The organism is Streptococcus parasuis (genome assembly GCF_021654455.1).
Classification (GTDB): Bacteria; Bacillota; Bacilli; order Lactobacillales; family Streptococcaceae; genus Streptococcus; species Streptococcus parasuis.
Genome location: NZ_AP024276.1, coordinates 894,007 through 911,215, shown reverse-complemented (window position 1 = coordinate 911,215; position 17,209 = coordinate 894,007). Strand labels below are relative to the sequence as shown.

The 17,209-nt window shown below is 41.3% G+C and carries 9 protein-coding genes; 1 reads left to right on the top strand and 8 read right to left on the bottom strand.

Translation table 11 applies throughout. From position 1 onward, the window contains the following. Window positions 1-72: 72 nt before the first annotated feature. Window positions 73-1,643 (top strand): IS3 family transposase gene (locus tag L6410_RS04570; protein WP_237396368.1). Its coding sequence is split into 2 segments (ribosomal slippage): window positions 73-718 and window positions 718-1,643, totalling 1,572 coding nucleotides; the frame shifts between segments, so codons are not numbered across the junction. A 245-nt stretch (window positions 1,644-1,888) separates the two neighbouring features. Here the strand turns inward: L6410_RS04570 and L6410_RS04565 are convergent. The 8 genes from L6410_RS04565 to L6410_RS04530 form a co-directional block, all read right to left on the bottom strand. Next, window positions 1,889-2,650 carry a CPBP family intramembrane glutamic endopeptidase gene (locus L6410_RS04565; protein ID WP_024392639.1) on the bottom strand — a complete coding sequence of 254 codons (762 nt, stop codon included), beginning with the start codon at window positions 2,648-2,650 and terminating at the stop codon, window positions 1,889-1,891. A 52-nt stretch (window positions 2,651-2,702) separates the two neighbouring features. Further along, window positions 2,703-3,386, bottom strand: coding sequence for a pyrimidine 5'-nucleotidase PynA (pynA, locus tag L6410_RS04560; RefSeq protein ID WP_024392640.1), 684 nt, complete (start codon window positions 3,384-3,386; stop codon window positions 2,703-2,705). Between the two features lie 432 nt (window positions 3,387-3,818). Continuing rightward, window positions 3,819-4,562, bottom strand: coding sequence for a hypothetical protein (locus L6410_RS04555; protein ID WP_024392641.1), 744 nt, complete (start codon window positions 4,560-4,562; stop codon window positions 3,819-3,821). Window positions 4,563-4,851: 289 nt separating this feature from the next. Next, window positions 4,852-5,577 carry a TipC family immunity protein gene (locus L6410_RS04550; protein ID WP_024392642.1) on the bottom strand — a complete coding sequence of 242 codons (726 nt, stop codon included), beginning with the start codon at window positions 5,575-5,577 and terminating at the stop codon, window positions 4,852-4,854. A gap of 302 nt (window positions 5,578-5,879) precedes the next feature. After that, on the bottom strand, window positions 5,880-6,383 hold the full coding sequence (locus L6410_RS04545; protein ID WP_024392643.1) for a hypothetical protein: 504 nt from the start codon (window positions 6,381-6,383) through the stop codon (window positions 5,880-5,882). A gap of 234 nt (window positions 6,384-6,617) precedes the next feature. Next, complete coding sequence (locus tag L6410_RS04540; protein ID WP_024392644.1) at window positions 6,618-7,205, bottom strand: TipC family immunity protein; 588 nt, start codon at window positions 7,203-7,205, stop codon at window positions 6,618-6,620. Between the two features lie 122 nt (window positions 7,206-7,327). After that, window positions 7,328-7,738 (bottom strand): hypothetical protein, encoded by a 411-nt coding sequence (locus L6410_RS04535; protein ID WP_153309016.1) that lies wholly within the window; start codon window positions 7,736-7,738, stop codon window positions 7,328-7,330. A 77-nt stretch (window positions 7,739-7,815) separates the two neighbouring features. Further along, the gene (locus L6410_RS04530) at window positions 7,816-17,205 is read right to left on the bottom strand and encodes a DNRLRE domain-containing protein (protein ID WP_237396366.1); all 9,390 of its coding nucleotides are present in this window, start codon (window positions 17,203-17,205) and stop codon (window positions 7,816-7,818) included. Window positions 17,206-17,209 lie beyond the last annotated feature (4 nt).

Below are 17,209 nucleotides of genomic sequence, written 5' to 3'. Positions count from 1 at the left end.
TGATATACTCCCCTTATAGTGGACAGTGAAAAAACAAAAATTTTCACTAGAAACTATAAAGGGAGTTTTATTATGTCCAAAAGAAGTCCAAAGTCTGTCTCTGAGAAACTAGAAATTGTTCTACTCCACTTGGAAGCTGGGAAATCACTTAGCTGGTTAGCTAGGCACCATGGTGTGTTTAAAGACACCCTATCGAACTGGGTTCGGAAGTACAAAGAAACTGGTATTGAGGGGCTAGAGGAAAGCCATCGCTGGATGAAGTATAGTAAGGAACTAAAGGAACAAGCTGTTTCCGACTATCTTAATGGTTTGGGAAGTCTCAAAGATCTGACCAAAAAACATGGAATTTCTGACTCTCATGTTCTCAGATCATGGATAAAACGTTATACTAGTGGTAAAGAACTGAAAGCTACTAGTAGAGGAATGAGTCGCATGAAACAAGGACGCAAGACAACATTTGACGAACGGGTTGAGATTGTCAATTTTACCCTTGCCCACGAGAAAGATTATCAAGGGGCTGTTGAGAAGTATGGAGTTTCCTACCAACAGGTCTATTCGTGGGTCAGAAAGTTTGAGAAGGACGGTTCTAACGGCCTCCTCGACCGTCGTGGAAAAGGTTTGGAAAGTAAGCCTAATCTAACTTCGGAAGAAGAGTTACGCCTTAAAATCAAGCAACAGGAAGAACGGATTAAGTATCTTGAAATGGAGAACGGCCTGCTAAAAAAGTTAGAAGAAATCAAGCGACGAAACCGATGGTAAGACTAGGTCGCCACTTGGAATCCTTCCAAGCGATTAAAGAATATGCGGAAGAACAGGAAGAGGCTTCTATCAGCCACTTGTGCCGTATTCTAAAGGTATCTCGCTCAGGCTACTATAAGTGGTTACAACATCAGGAAACAGCTTCTGAACAGGAAAATTTAGGATTGATGAATGTCATCAAGGAACTTCATATCCAACATAATGGTATTCTTGGTTATCGTCGTATGACGCTATTTGTCAATAGCAAGCTTGGAACAAGCTGCAACAAGAAACGGATTCGACGATTGATGCACATTTTAGGCATTCGTTCCATTATCAGAAGAGCTAAGGGCTACTGTACCAAGACCAGCTTTGTCAATGTAGAAGACAACATTCTCAACCGTGATTTTACAGCTACTGCCCCCAATCAGAAATGGTGTACAGATGTGACTTTCTTGAAGTACGGTCTCAGTTGTAAGGCCTATTTGAGTGCTATTAAGGACCTCTACGACGGCTCAATTGTCGCTTATGTGGTCGGTCAGTTGAATGATAATGAATTGGTATTAGAAACACTTCGTAAAGCCCGAAAAGCTAATCCTGAAGCGACACCATTGATTCACAGCGACCGAGGTTCACAATATACTTCGAAAGATTATTACCGTTTAACGACCAAGTATCAGATGACCCGCTCCATGTCTCGTGTTGGCAAGTGTATTGACAATGCACCAATTGAGAGTTTCTTTGGGCACTTTAAGACGGAGTGCTATGATTTGAAGAAGTATAAGACTTTTGAGGAGCTGGTGTCAGATATTGATGCCTACATCTATTTTTATAATCATCAACGATTTCAAGAACGCAACAACGGCCTTGCCCCTCTTGAAATGAGGAACAAGGCCGTCGCCTAATCATTTATTATTTCATTGTCCACTTGACAGGGAGCTGTTCAAGGAATTCCATGGGATTTTCATTATTCGAAGAATGCTATTTATAGTCGAATGAATTAGCTTTCAGACAAGGAACCGAGGCGCAGGTTGCTAGAACAGCCTAAAGGCTGTTCTAGGTTGGAAATAAGACTTGAGAAACAAGTCACTTTCGTAGAGTACGGCACGACGAAAGTGACGAAGTATCAAAGCTAATTCAAATGACTATACTACCCAATAAATAGGGACAAGAAGCTGGTGCCAACCATATCTGCCAGAGCATGTCCTAGGAAGTAAGGCATGAGATTATCATTTTTCTTTCTATACATATAATAGTAAAATAAGCCAAACGGCACACCTATTACTAAGGCTGAAACCAATCCTTGATAGGTATGGAATGAAGTTCGGACAATGGTTGAAAAAAGCAATACGAGAGAGCGTTTCTTTGTGTCAGTACTCAACAATAAACCTAGGAAAAAGAATTCTTCGTAAAAGCCATTAAACAAAGCATAAACAACTGTACTATAATCAACCGCTAAGAAGCGATTTATCACCGTCATGATATCCCAATTATAATAAGGGAGATATCCGAGATAGTTATATCCTCCAGAAATCCCTGGAAGGTAAGAAAAGGCTGTAAATGCCAAGTCACTAATCAAACCAGCACCGATAAAAATCAGTGGTCCCCAGAGTAAAACGGTCCATTCTAATTTTACCTTTAGTTGCTTGAAATCATAATTCCGAATCAGCAAATAAACCAAGGCAAACAAAAACAGTTTTCCTTGATTGGTCAATGCCCACCAATTGTCTGCTGCGGTAAAGGTTTGTACTCCATTTTCCACTACTTCTGTCGCAGAAAAAGATGCAATCCATTGCATGGTCGAGGTATAAATTGCATTGCCAAATAAGATTGCGGTCAGGACAAACACATCTAGCCAGTTTAATTCTTTCAGTGATTTTTGGGGTCGAAAAGCTTTCAATATTCTCTTCACACTTTCTCCTTTGCTACATTTTTCTCAACCATTTAGATAGAAATAGTCTATTTTATAACATTTCTAGTAATTCTTGATAACTGTGAATTGTATAGGTCGGAATGGCCTTGCTGTTGTTTATCAGGTTAGAAGGATTATACCAAACAGTATCCATGCCAGCATTATTGCCGCCTTGAATATCTGCTGTCAAACTATCTCCAATCATTAAGGCTTGGTCAAACTGAAAACCTGAAATCTGCTCTGCTATTTTTTCATAAAAATCAGCCGCAGGCTTTTGCGTCCCCATTTGCTCAGAAATAAACACTTCTTTAAAATACGATTGAATCGGTGAGTGAAGCAAGCGATTTTCCTGTATATAGGTCACGCCGTTGGTCGCCGCATAAATCTGGTAGCCTCGGTGTGTCAATTCCTGCAAAAGCTTATCTGCACCTGTAAAAATTTGTCCCTGCCGCCCAATAAATTCTTGGTAGCGCAAGGCCATCTCCCTTCCATCAACTTGCCGACCAAAGTGGGCAAAGGTCCGTGAAAAGCGGGTATTGATCAGCTCTTTCTTTGTAATGTTCCCTTTTTCCAAATCCTTCCACATGGCCTGGTTGAGCGGTCGATAGACTTCTTTAAAAGCTTGAATATCTTCAACCTCCATAGCTGTCAAAAACTGGGTTAAGGCTACTTCTTCTCCACGGCTAAAATCAAGAAGAGTATGGTCAAGATCAAAGAGTAAGTGTTTGTATTGCAAGATGATAAATCCTTTCTAAGCAGAAATTACTGAAGCGATGTCAGGCAGTATGTCTAAAGTATACCACAGTTTCTAAAAAAATAGCTCTGTGTCCTAGGTTCTATTATACTGTTTTTCAGATTTCATACTCTTTACAAATCAAAATTATCCATTGTCAACTTGCCTCGATGAGTGAAAAACTCCTGTGGGGCTTTTTAGCCGTTGCCTTGAAATAAGAAAGCAACAGAGTTCTGTCATCGGCTTCGTTTCCTAGGCTACTTTTGATTTTTATTGAGTATCAGCAGCCCTGGATACACCCATTTCCTCATCATATTATACAAGCACTAGTTTATTCAAGCGAAAAGATGAGGACTCGCAGAAAAAGGCAATCGTAGTAGCCTTAACTACACACGATTGCCACTGGTTGGCATAGTTCTGCAAATTGTCAGTCACTTATTTCGGCCATTCAACTTTCACATCAAGTCCTGCAAGCGAAGTTGGTTCGCTAAAGTATGATGTTCTAGCATAGAAGTTTTTCATTACCGCTACCAGAGGGAAGGAAGTTTTAGTTTGATCAGTTACTTCTGCCTCCAATTCATAAGTTACTGGACCTGCATGGCGAGGACTATCGATATAATAGATATCAGAAAAAGCATTTTCATTTTTCCATTGATTTATCTTATCATTACTTGCTCGTCCAACTGACCATCCCCACTGACTATCGAAGTCACGATCATCGTAGGTATTTTCCCCTCTCTTAAATAAACGATAAGAACTATTTGAACTATTATTATCATTTATATTTTTAGGAAAACGATCAAGCAATTCCTCTCTCGTTTGACCGTTAACCAGAGTAATTCGCTTCAATTTCATACCTGAAGGAACAACAAAGTAGTACCCTCCTTTATCATATTTAAAATTCCAATAGGTCGAATCAAATTTCACCTTCCAGATTACTTCTTTTTCAGATGTTCCATTAGTTGCAGCAATAGATACAGAATTTCTAAACTGAGCAGTATGATTAGTTTCTTGAATAAGATCCCCGGGTGAAAAAATCGGTGCTTGTGCACTGCTAGTACTCATGGTTTGTGCATCCTCTAACTCAATTGCTTTTACGGTTGGTGTCTGTGTAAACAGCAATCCTCCCAATACGGTAGCACTTAAAAATAAACTTGATATAATTTTACGTTTGCTCATAAGAGTCTCCTTCTTTTATTTGATCTATTTTTGTGCTAGCTACAAAAATATTGGCAAGCTAATCGTCCCATTTCTAGGCTATCCCTTCCTTACTAAGATGAGAGTCTCTAGCAAATAAAAGACTTTTAACTACTATCAGTATAACAATACAAGTAGTATTTTCTCTTGGAGCTATCCGTTTTTTTCTATATTTGTGGTTTATCAATGAGAAACATGGACTTTGAATGAAACTGTCAGATTTTAGACTCTAAAATGAAGAAATCTGTACTACAATAGATAAGTTTACAATTCATTTTAATACACTTGATTCTATAATTTTAACATCCCCAAGATTGTCAAAGGAATATCGTTGACTCCCCTTTTCAAACCAAGTCTTGAGAACAACATCATTCAAAATATAGGATGATTTTTCCCTTAACCAAGTAGCATCTATACCATACGTTTTCAAATAATTTAATACTTCTTCTTTTTCAGTTAATTGCAAAGAAGGGAGACCTTTGGAGGAAGAAAACCAATAGGTACTCTCTAAATATTCTTGCAAATTGACCGTTTCACCTCTTTTTTTATCTATCCAATAACCTGATTCTCCCCACGCCAATGAATCATCTGAATTGGAAATTTCAATGCTTCCTAGTAATTTCTTATCCCTATACTCATAGTCTATATATAAATAAGTATCATTCCCTAATTTTTTTGAATACTCAATACTGAACGCTTGTTCCAGACCAACAAATATAGATACCTCCCCTCCATCTGGGGCATTAACAAGAACGGGCAACTCTGTTATTCTATCTGGTTCTCTAAATGATTGCGGACTTCCTAAAACAGTACTCAAATCTGGTAAGCCTTTCAGTGCCCCACTATATACCTCGGCATAGTTCATCTCTAAGAATACATTCTCTAAGGAATTATATTTTATCTTCTGACTATAGTAATTAAAAACTTTAAAAATCAGAAATGAGCTCGTGACAATTATGACAATTATAAAAAAATATTTTGAAAATTTATGCTTCATATATACCTCCACATCATTGGCTCAAATCTTGAATAAATTGATGAGCGACTTAACAGTTTCCACCTGATATTTTGTTATCAAAAATTTACAAATTTATTCTACCATACCAAAAAGAAATCACCTAGAAAAGTCTAGATGATTTCAAGTCGATAAAATTATTGATAGCGTTTCAAATGTTAAAACTAATCCGACTGCCCCTCACCAATACTTTAGCATAAGCCAATAAGTACTTAATCTGTAAAATAATTATTGTATATTGTAAAACAGGAAGGCATCGTAGGTATCCGCAACAACCTAACCTACTAGTTATATTTTACATTTTTAAAAAACGATACTGAAGTATTTGATATATTCTCAACTACAATTGAAAAATCTTTAGGAGAATTTATTGAAAAACGATATTGATTCGGTAGCTTTATAACAAGTCCTTTTGAATCTATATATATACTTTGCGAAGTATCATTTGGTAAAATAGTTAATTCTGATACCCCGTCGTTATCTGTATCTATCCATTTTTCAATTTGCTGTTTTTCAATATTATAAATAATATTGGAGTCTATATCTGCCAAAATATTTCTACCTGATAGTCGTATCTTTCCATTTTTCGACTCACTAGCAATCTCAAACGTCATATATGCATCAAGATTATCATAGTTTCCCTTAATATTTAATTCAATTCTCCCTCCTGCATCTAAATAATACACATTATTTGAAAAAACTCTTGAGCAAGTAATAGTAATAAATAGTACTAGAAAGATTGCAAGAACACACAGAAAGTAGTTCTTCTTATTTTTTATTAAATTCATTACAGTTTCCACCTGATATTTTGTTATCAAAGGTCTACACATTTATTTTAACACAAAAAAAGAAATCACCTAGAAAAAGTCTAGATGATTTCAGAGATTACAAATAGGAAAATTTTATCTGCCTTACTGATATTTCTTCAACACTTCAAAGAACTCAAGGTAAATCGTTACATGAGTATAGAGATATTTGACAGAGCGATAGTATCGTAGCTAAAACGACAAACTAGGGTTTCCTCACCCAAGGATATTTGATTTGATAATCTGAATGTTCCCTATATTATCAAAGGAATATCGGTGGCTACCTTTTTCAAACCAAACCGACAGCAACAATGTCTTCCAGACATAGGTTGATTGTCTACTAAGCCATGTACTATCAAGGTCATCATCTCTCAACAAGTCTAATATCTCTTCTCGAGTCTTTTTTTCGCTACCGTCATTCTCAATTACAACAATAGACTGTGTGACATTCTCAACGCCATCATATATATAATTTATCTGTAATTTCCTACCATTTTTGAAGTCATGCTGGTACGAGAAAATGAAACCTTTTGTATCGTCCATATACACTGTTACTGTTTCTTCTGGTTTGAGTAACTCGCGCAATTTATAGTGTAGAGTCACAAATCCTGTATTATCAGAAAAATCATAACTGGTATCACTTTTTATAAGCTGACTATACGATTTTATCGGAATAACTTTTATACTTGTCATCTCTGAATAGATAATTTCATCTATTGGATTACGAAATTGATAGTAATTATATGTTAGATAAACTACGACAATAGCTAGAACAAGGATTAGAACTTTAATTATATGTTTCATCACTTCGCCCCCTCCTCTAATTTCAATATGAAGATGATTTCGGATGTTTAAGCAGTTACTTCTTCCAAGTTTGCTACAAACTTTTCAAGGTCAAGTGCTGAAATATGGTCAAAGAATTTCTTTCACCTATATACTACATTAACTTCGACTGATACATTCTTATCTGATAAATTCTTGATTCTTACAGTAAAGTCTTTTTTTGATTGAAAACTAAATGTAATATCTTTTGGAGTATTTATGCTTATACCTTCTTCATCCACTTTAATACCATTTAGTGGATTTTGTAAAATCATTACCGTTCTCTTTCCTGAAGATGAATCATAGTTCCATTTTTCGATTTGAGAAGTAATAATGTTATAGTGAACATCCTCTTTAGTGTCAACCCAACTATCTCCACATATTAACTTAATCTTCCCATCATCAGTCTTACTTGTTATAGTAACACTAATGACAGAATCTAAACTCTCTGAATTTCCCTTAATTATCACTTTTCTTTCTGAATTAGGTTGTAAAATATAGGTTGTACTGTTCATCTGAATGTACAAAAATATCAGAAATACTATTAAAATAGACAAAAAACACCACTTAAAAAACGAGTTATTTTTCATTTCTATTCGCTACCTCCTTTAAGTTTATAATCATCTATTCCATCTTGTATCATCTTCGAGTCTCCAGAATTATCAAAATAATTACCCGTTATAAAACTCTTAAATGCTTTCCAGTCCGCTGCAAAAAGTCCCATTTTTTTAATATCTGACATTTCTTGTGCAGCGCCTGCTGAAATTTTTAGATAAGTATCCGAAGAATTTAGATAACCTTTTCCAACATAGCCATATAGATAATTTCCTGCATAATCATCCTTGACTCCATCCCCCCAATCTCTACTCCATATTGAATATCCTTTATCTCCATCGGATTGATAAGCCCTGCTCTTTAAATCCAAGGGCTGTCCAGTATTAACTAAATTATAAAACTGGTAATTATCTTGAATACTTGCCGATACTTTACTTCCCGCCACGAATGGAATATAGCTAGCATTAGAGTTGGCAGATAGGATTTCATCGCCCATTTCCTGCATGAGCTCTTTCATATTAATACCTGAATTTTGTAGTTTTCTTCCAAGTCGTCTCTCCACAGTGTCAGCATAGTTTCCATTTTCAGGTTTCCATTGTTTGTATCCTTTCCTAGCACTCCAATATTCATCAAACGCCTCTTTATTTTTATTGTAGAGATAATCTTCGTATGCTTTTACAATCAAGTCAGACTTTTCTATATCGGAAAGCTTGCTGTTTTTTGCATCTTCTATCTCACTCTGAAGACGGAGATCTTGAGCTGTATTTTTTACACTCGTAAAATCTATCTCACTAGCATATACAGTAGTTCCGCCATTCGCAAAGCTTGCAGTTTCACAACTATGTCGGAAAGTTTCTTCCAATGATTTCGTCCAACTACGTGCAATATTCATTGCCTCTCTCGACTTAGATACTCCCCAGTTATAAACAGATTGCCCCATTGCTTTAGCCTGTTCCCATGCATTTGAAACGGTTTGCTTTGCTTGCTGGTATTGGTGAGAGACATATTGACTAGCGCTGTTATATATACTTCTACCCGCTTGGTAAGCCGAGGTTTGGAAATTATTCCATTGCTGCCCAATCCAATTAGTAGTCTGCCTTACCGCATTGCCAGCCCAGTTGACTGCGTGACCGACTGCGCTCTTAATGGTGTTATAGGTGTTTACCACTGCTTTTTTGACAGTATTATAGGTATCGACAACTACTTTCTTAGCGGCGTTATTGACCTTGGACACTGCTTTTTTAGCAGTATTATATGCATTTGTCAAAGCCTTCCAGATATGCCCGCTCGGATCGGTATAGTTGGCTGGGTTGTTCTGCACATAGGCATAGAGATTTTGACTGATCGGGTCTGTTTGACTACCTTGGTAGCTGTCAGCCGTCAGGAAGGTGCCTGCTTGGTTGTCATAGTATCGTGCACGGAGGTAGTCCAAACCTGTCACATCCCGTGCTTCGCCATTGTAGGCAAATGGATTGCCTGTGGTATCTGTGGTCTGTTTGGTCGCTCCGTAGAGATTGTAAGAGCTAGATGCAACAGAATTGCCATTCTGAGTCAGACCTGTCACAGAGCCAGACTGGCTGGTCAGATAGTGATAGCTGTCGCCAGTGCTCTCGTTAGTATAGGTAGCTCTGCCATTGCCATAGACATAGGTCTCCTGTTTCTGGAGCTGGTCGTCATAGGTTTGCAGGACTTGGGTGTGCTGCTGATTGACATCGTTGACATAGTTTCGGGTTTCGTAATAGTTGTAGGTATCTTCCTTGGTCGTGTAAGGGATGAGGACATCCTGCACTTGACTCCTGTAGAGCACCTCGTCTTCACCCGGTAGGTTGTCCTCGCTCGGCGGATTGACCACAAGCCCTTCTTCCGTCGCTCGGTCCTTGGCTACCTTCTGATGATAGGCAGTTGAGACGGTATCGAAGGTTTCAATCCAGTCATAGCCCTCACTGGTCGTGAAGCTCGAGAAGAACTGGACGACATTCTGCGTGAACCCATACCAGAAGAGACTGTTGGCTTCGCCATCTGGTGCAGTATACGGAGATTTGCGCTTCTTATCCGCTGGCTTGCGTTTGAAGAGCTGGTAGGTGTTGGTCGCTTGGGTCCTGCTGGCAGTGAAGACACGGTTATCATCCCCATCATAGAGGGCAGCGAAAAGCAGGCCTTCCTTATCCTTGACCGCAAGTAAGCGATTTTCCGTGTCATAGATATAGTCCAGCTTGGCATCACCAGCACCAGACGATGTGCGGTTGCCATTCTTATCATAGGTGTAGGTGATGGTCTTGTCGCCAGACTTCATTTCAAGCAGGCGATTCTCGGCATCATAGCTAAACTCTGTCTTGCTTTCCTTACCATCCACCGTCTCCGTGCTGGTCAGCTTGTTTCCTGCATGGTCATAGGTGTAGCTAAACTGACTTAGTTCCTTGCCATCCTTACTTGAAACGGTCATCTGGACGATTTGACCTAGACTATCGTAGGTGTAAGTTTGGACCAGAGTTTCCCCATTCTGCGTGATGGTCTCCTTGGCGATGTAGTTGCCATCGTCGTACTCGTAGGCATAGCTGGAAATCAGCTTGCCTTTCTTGTCACGATGAACAATCTCTGTCACACGATGGGCTGCGTCGTAGGTCAGAGCACTTGTCGTGCCATCTCCACGCTCAATCTTGGTCATGTCACCAGCCTTATCATAGGCGTAGGTGGTCACCTTGCCGTCACGGTCGGTCACCTTGGTCAGGCGATCGAGCTCGTCATAGCTATAGGCTACCTCGCTACCATCTGGATAGACCATCTTGGTGAGATTGCCATAGTCGTCGTAGGTGTAGGTAATCAGACTGCCATCACCCTGACGAACACCGGTCAATTCACCCTCTTCATTATAAGCGTAGCGGGTCTGACCCGTCAAGTCACTCATCGCCACTCTGCGACCATCCGCATCATAGCTGTAGAGGACCTGACCTTCTGACTCGGTAGAAGTCTTCTTGGTCAGCAGTTGGTCCAGCTTGTTGTAGTCGTAGCTAATGGTCTGACCATCAGCCTTAGTAATCTTGGAGAGTTGGTTATTGACATCGTAGGTGTAGGTCTCGCTGTCTCCCAGCGCATTCATCTTTTCGATGACATTTCCTAGCTGGTCATAGCTATACTTCGTCACCTGACCATTGCCATTGGTGATGGAGGTGAGATTGCCCACACTATCATAGGTGTAGCTGCTGGTTGATGCTTCATCACCACTTCCCTTGGTGGCGGTCAGTAGTTGGTCTTCTTGGTCGTAGGTGTAGCTGGAAAGGCGCTTGCTTCCTGAGAGAACACTGGTTAGATTGCCATTGCCATCATAGGTGAGGCTACTGCTTGCGCCTGTAGGACTGGACACCTTGGTTAGGCGGTTATCCTTGTCATAACTATAGAGACTGGTCTGACCTGCGGTATTGGTCTCGGCTGTCAGACGATTGCCTGCATCGTAGGTTCGCTTGGTCACCTGACCAAGTGGGTTGACTTCCTCTAGGAGGTTGCCATTTGGGTCATAGGCATAGGTTGTCTCCCGCTTACCATTGATGACTCGCTTGGTCACTTGCCCTACAGGATCATAGCTCAGCTCTGTCTCACGACCTGTCGGACTGGTGATCGTTTTAAGCTGATCCAGCTTCGTATAGGACAGATTGGTCTTAGCACCGCTCGGACTGGTGATGCTGGTCAGATTGCCCATCTCATCGTAGGCATAGGTCTTTTCTAGATCCAGAGCATTCTTCTCCGTCAAGAGACGACCGGCAACATCGTAGCTGTAGCTAGTCCCTCGATCCGACTGGTCTACTTCCTTGATAAGATTACCAGCTACATCGTAGGTATAGGTCTTGGACAAGCCTTGTGGCGCCGTCTGTTTCTCCAGACGACCAAGAGCGTCATAACTATAGCTGAAAGTCGCCTGATTTGGAAGAGTTCGACTAGTCGCACGACCGTAGAGGTCATTGACATAGCTTGTCACATCCCCACTCGGGTCTGTCTCTGTCGAGAGACTACCAGTTTGGTCATAGGTATAGCTTGTCTTACCGCCAGTTGGCTTGGTTAGGCTAAGCAGACGGTTGAGACTATCGTAGGTATAGCTAGTGGTATTTCCCTCGCCTGTTGTTTCAGACAGACGATTGCCCACTGCGTCGTAAGTGTAGGTCTGGCTGGCACCTGTAGGAGCCACTGTCTCCAGTAAGCGACCGAGTGGGTCGTATTTCAGGACGGTTTCCTGTCCCTTTGGATCTTTGTATAGAACCAGGCGTTCATTAGCATCATATCCGTAGGTAGATTGGTGTCCGTTGGCATCTGTGACACTTGCGACATTCCCCAATACATCGTACTCATAGTTGGTCTCATGCCCCTCAGGGTCCGTTTCTGTCACGACACGGTTGAGTTGGTCATAACTGTAGCTGGTTTCACGTCCAAGATGGTCTACCTTCTTCTGTAAATTTCCATTTTCATCATAATGGTAGCTAGTCTCATATCCTTCTACATCCGTCTTAGTCGCTAGATTACCTGATAAATCATAGGTGTAGCTTTCACTACTTCCATCTGCATAAGTGACCTTGGTCAACTGATTGTAGCTGTCATAGGTCATGCTTGTGGTCTGACCAAGGCTGTTGGTTGTCGTCAGGCGATTGCCTGCAGCGTCATAGGTGTAACTTTCATTTAGAGATTGATTATCCTTCGCAGCTATCAGACGATTGGCAGCATCATAGCTATACTCAGTAATGAGACCGCTAGACTGCGTCTCCTTAATGAGGCGATCAAGAGCATCGTATTCATTGACAATACTACTGCCATCTGCCTGGATAACTTCTTTAACCTGAGCCGTTGGGGTATAGCTCAGCTGAGTTGCATGACCATTTGGATTGGTCACTTGGGTCAGGTAGCCAAGTTCATTATACTGATAGCTTGTTTTTCCACCTAGAGCATCAATTTCCTCACGAAGTTGCTCCATTTGGTTGTAGCTAAAGTGAGTTGTATGACCAAGTGCATCGGTGACTTGACCAACTTGGTTTTGCCCTGTATAGCGTGTGCTGGCAGTATTTCCTGCCGCATCGGTCAAGCTGATTTGATTTCCGTTCGCATCATAGGTCATCGTGGTTATTTGACCGAGAGCATTTGTCGTACTGCTCAAACGACCAGCGGCAGTATAGTCATACTGAGTGGATATGCCCTTGGCATCTGTCTGCTCGAGAACATTTCCCATGCTATCATATCGGTAGGAAACGCTCGTCTTATCTGGATAGATGACCTTGGTCACATTACCAAGTACATCGTAGCTATAGCTGGTCGTACGTTCATCCAGGCTTTCGGTCAGTTTATTTCCTAGCGCATCGTATGTATAGCTAACCGTGCGGCCTGCTTGGTCTTGGTAGCTGAGACGACGACCTAAAGCATCGTAAGTGCTGGTCGTACTCGTACCAATTGGATAGGTGACTTGAGTCACATTCCCTGCCTTGTCATAGCTATAGCTGGTCACCTGCCCTAAAGCATCTGTAATGCTTGCGATTTGGTTGACTGTCTCATCATAGGTATATGATGTTGTCTGACCAGCTTCATTGGTCCGTTCCAAGACACGACCAATTGCGTCACGTTTGTAATGCACCTTTTGTCCAGCAGCATCCGTCTCTGTCAGAAGACGACCCCTGCTATCATAACTATAGCTCGTCGTACGGCCTTCGGCATCTGTCAAACGAAGGAGGTTTCCAACACCATCATACTCGTAGTTATACTGACCACCTTCACCGTTACTTGCCGCAATCTTGCGTCCAAAGGCATCGTAAGTAAAGCTGCTAGTATTCCCATTTCCTTCGGTCACTGCAATCACTTGCCCTGCTGGGTCAAATGTCTGACTTGTACCGACACCATCCGCATCTTTTTCACTTAGTTTACGACCTTCGGCATCATAGGTCATCGTTGTCACACCACCACGAGGGTTGGTGATGGAGGTGACTTGATTATGAGCGTTATAGGTAAGAGTGGTCACTCCACCAGCTGCATTGGTCACTTTGACCAAATTAGCCCCATCATAGGATAGCTGGACTGTGTTTCCTAGAGCATCGGTGGTTGAAAGAATGCGTCCTTGCTCATCAACTGTGTGGGTAATGCTAGTACCGTCTGCCAAACTTGTAGAAAGAAGGTTTCCTTTCGCATCATAAGTATGGCTAGTAGTCTGTCCTGCAAAATCTGTTACGGAAAGGAGATGGTTGTTTTGGTCATAAGTAGAGGTTTTGACCGCTCCGTCAAAACGAGTTTCCGTGAGAATATTTCCTTGACTATCGTGAGTGTAGCTAGTCGTTTGACCCAATTCATTGGTCTCACTCACTAAGCGGTTATCATCGTCATAAGCCTTACGAATACTGCTTCCATCAGGATAAGTAATGGCTGTTGTACGATAATGTTTGTCATAGGTATAAGTCGTCACTTGACCATTAGCATCTGTCGTTACTGTCTGTCCATCACTATAGGAAAGAGTGGAGACTGCTCCTGTTCCGTCAGTCTGCTGGATGACACGATGCTGTTCATCATAGACATTCTCGATAATCTTGGTCCCATTGGCATCATACCAAGCTATCATCCGCCCTTGTTCGTCATAGTCGTAACGCGTCTTAGCTCCTGCTGCGTCCGTGTAAGAAATAAGATTTCCCGCTTCATCATAGTCATAAGCTAGTGTCAAACCATTCGGTAACTGGATTGCTCCGATATAGCCTGAATCATTTTGGGTCACACCATATACAAGACCTGTCGGTGATGTAATCTTAGTCAGTTGAGCCTGTTCGTTATAGGAAAGGCTAGTTTTATTCCCTTTTTCATCTGTTTGACTGGTCAAGAGCCCATGGAAATTGAAGATTTTTTCCTGCTGATTGCTATCGGTAATGTGGTATTCCTTGACAGCGTAATCCTCTTCGCCATTCCCAAAATCAGCTTTTTTAGTCTCTATTTCCTTTACCGTCAAGCTTAGATCATAGCCCTCTGGCGCCTTATAGGTATCACCTTCTTTGATAAAGGTCAAAATAGAACCATCTGTACGGATATAGTTAATATTGCCCTCGTCATCAAGTGAAAGTTGTTCGTTGAAGGCAAAAGACCATCCTCGACCAAATAGACTATTGATACCTGCTGCTTTGGAGTTATAATTGCGGACAATCGCAAAGTCTCCACCTAGGTCTGAGATAGATACATCTGTCCGTTCCAAGTAGAAATTACCTGTATTAAGATTTATCGGTTCAAAACCAAATTCACAGTGTAAGCCACGTCCCATCAACAGCATATCCACGTCGGCTTTGACCTTATCAGTCAGAGCAGGTGGGTTATAAGGCTTGTTCGCATTTTTACTTGGATTGCGGATAAAGAGTGTGTTGTTTTTGACCAGAAGCATATCTTGAATCCGGTTGTCAAAGGCAATCTGTTTTAGCGGTACGCCATAGTAGCTGGCTATCTTAGGAAGAGTATCATATTGGGTTACCTTGTAAATGATGAAAGAGTCACTACTCTTCTTCCCACTCGTTTGACCATCTTTCTGGCTTTCCGCATCAATGGTATAGAGCGTATTTAATTCCGGCTCTGTAAACGGAACGAGCGTTTGCCAGTTAGACAATTTATCTTTGTATTGTGTTGTTCCTTTTTCAAATGCTGAAATAAAGGAAGCCGTGTCAGGGTATTTGTATGAAAAGCTGGCTGTACTCTGACCAGTATAATTCTTAGCAGGGTCACTGAGCTGGTAGCCAACCTGTGCAGCAGGGCTAGTCAGACCATCCGCAAAAACTCCTTGGAATTGGAGTTTACCAGACTTATCTGTCTTCACCATTGTCCGGAGATTGATAGTCGTATCACCGATAGCATAATTGATATCTACTGGATCTGGGACGGACCAATTAATCGTAATACTTGGCGCTTTTTCAGGAGTAAAGCCAATTTGACCAGCATTGGAGGCTGTGGCTTCAGTCGTATAAAAGGCACCGCCATCTGCTCCCTCATCTGTTGCAGCGACAACTAAACCATAGTTTGGATAGATTCCTTGCACCCAGCCATTGACCGCATCACGAATATCAAAGTTGTGCATTCCTACCTTTTTGGTTGAAATCGCTCCTTCTCCAGCAATTTCACGACCGAGATTAGCAGACGAGTTCCAGGTCACACTATTGATGTCAAAATCTTCAGTTAGGCGATAGGCTCCAAACTGGGTACCCTGATTTCCAGGAGCTGTGTACTCATAGAGATTGAGTGTTGCGCTATCAATTTTAGCTTCTGAAGGGATATTCTGCTTAAAGTCATAGTTGACCTTAAAATACATACGGCTACGACCGAAGTCCTTGACATAAGGAACACCTGCCAAGCCCATCAGTTCAACTGTGATATAACCGACATAACCATAGGATATACCTTGGTATTGACCATGTACAGTACTGGTAACAGAATCTAGAATATTTTCCCGTGGGACAGTAATGGTCGGATCGATACGAACAGGATAGTGACGTGTCTTATCAGACAACCATTCTTTCCCTGCTACGACAGTAATATTGTAGTGTCCATCTTTTTCAACCAGTTCCAATTTTATATCTTGACTGGTTTCTCCTGCAGCATCCACCATAAGAGGAGCATTTAAGACAAAAAGTATTTCTTTTTTACCTTTTTGGCGAACCAAGATTTGATTGGTTTCAAGACTTACATCATAATTTCCTGCCTCTAGAACGTAAGTAAAACGGTTCTTTTCTTCCCATTTACTCAGAACGATTTCTTCTTTAACGCCGTTTGACTGTACTGTATATTGGACATCTGTCGCACCGTCAACGTTATTATAAAGGATAGCATTGTCCTCTACAGTCGCATGCTCGTAGGTTTTATCCAAAGGATAGAGCGATATTTTATCTTCCTGACTGATAACATCAATCGGCGTAGTCTCGGTCACCTTAGCGGGAAGCACTACATCAACAGGAGATTCTTTCGGTAGATAATAATGCGTACCATCTGCATGATAGGAATACAGATCAAGGTCAATCGGAACTTCCCGTCCCTCGTGGTCAATATAGGTCTTAGCCTGGCTACCAATATAGGTTACAAAGCGTGTCTCGTCCACCTTGTAAAGTTGTTCTTGACCACTTTCGAGAACTGGTTCTCCATACTGCGCCCGTAAAGCTGCCTCTTCTGGATTTTGCCCTTCTTCAGTGATTTTAGGCTGCTGAATGGCATCTCCGCCATCAGTGGCACTTGCTGCGGTTGTCTGGTCGGAGTTTGATGCATTAGTTGTATTTGCATTATCACCACCGACAGTCGTCTCACGCGCTTCCTCCACTGCTTCTTCATAATAGGCCTGACTTTGCGAAGTTTCAACAATTTCTTGAATTTCCTGCGCATAGACCAGGGGACTATTGGCCAATAAAATAGTCGAAAGCATCAGCCAACTAACAATTTTTCTTCTCTTTTTCATATAT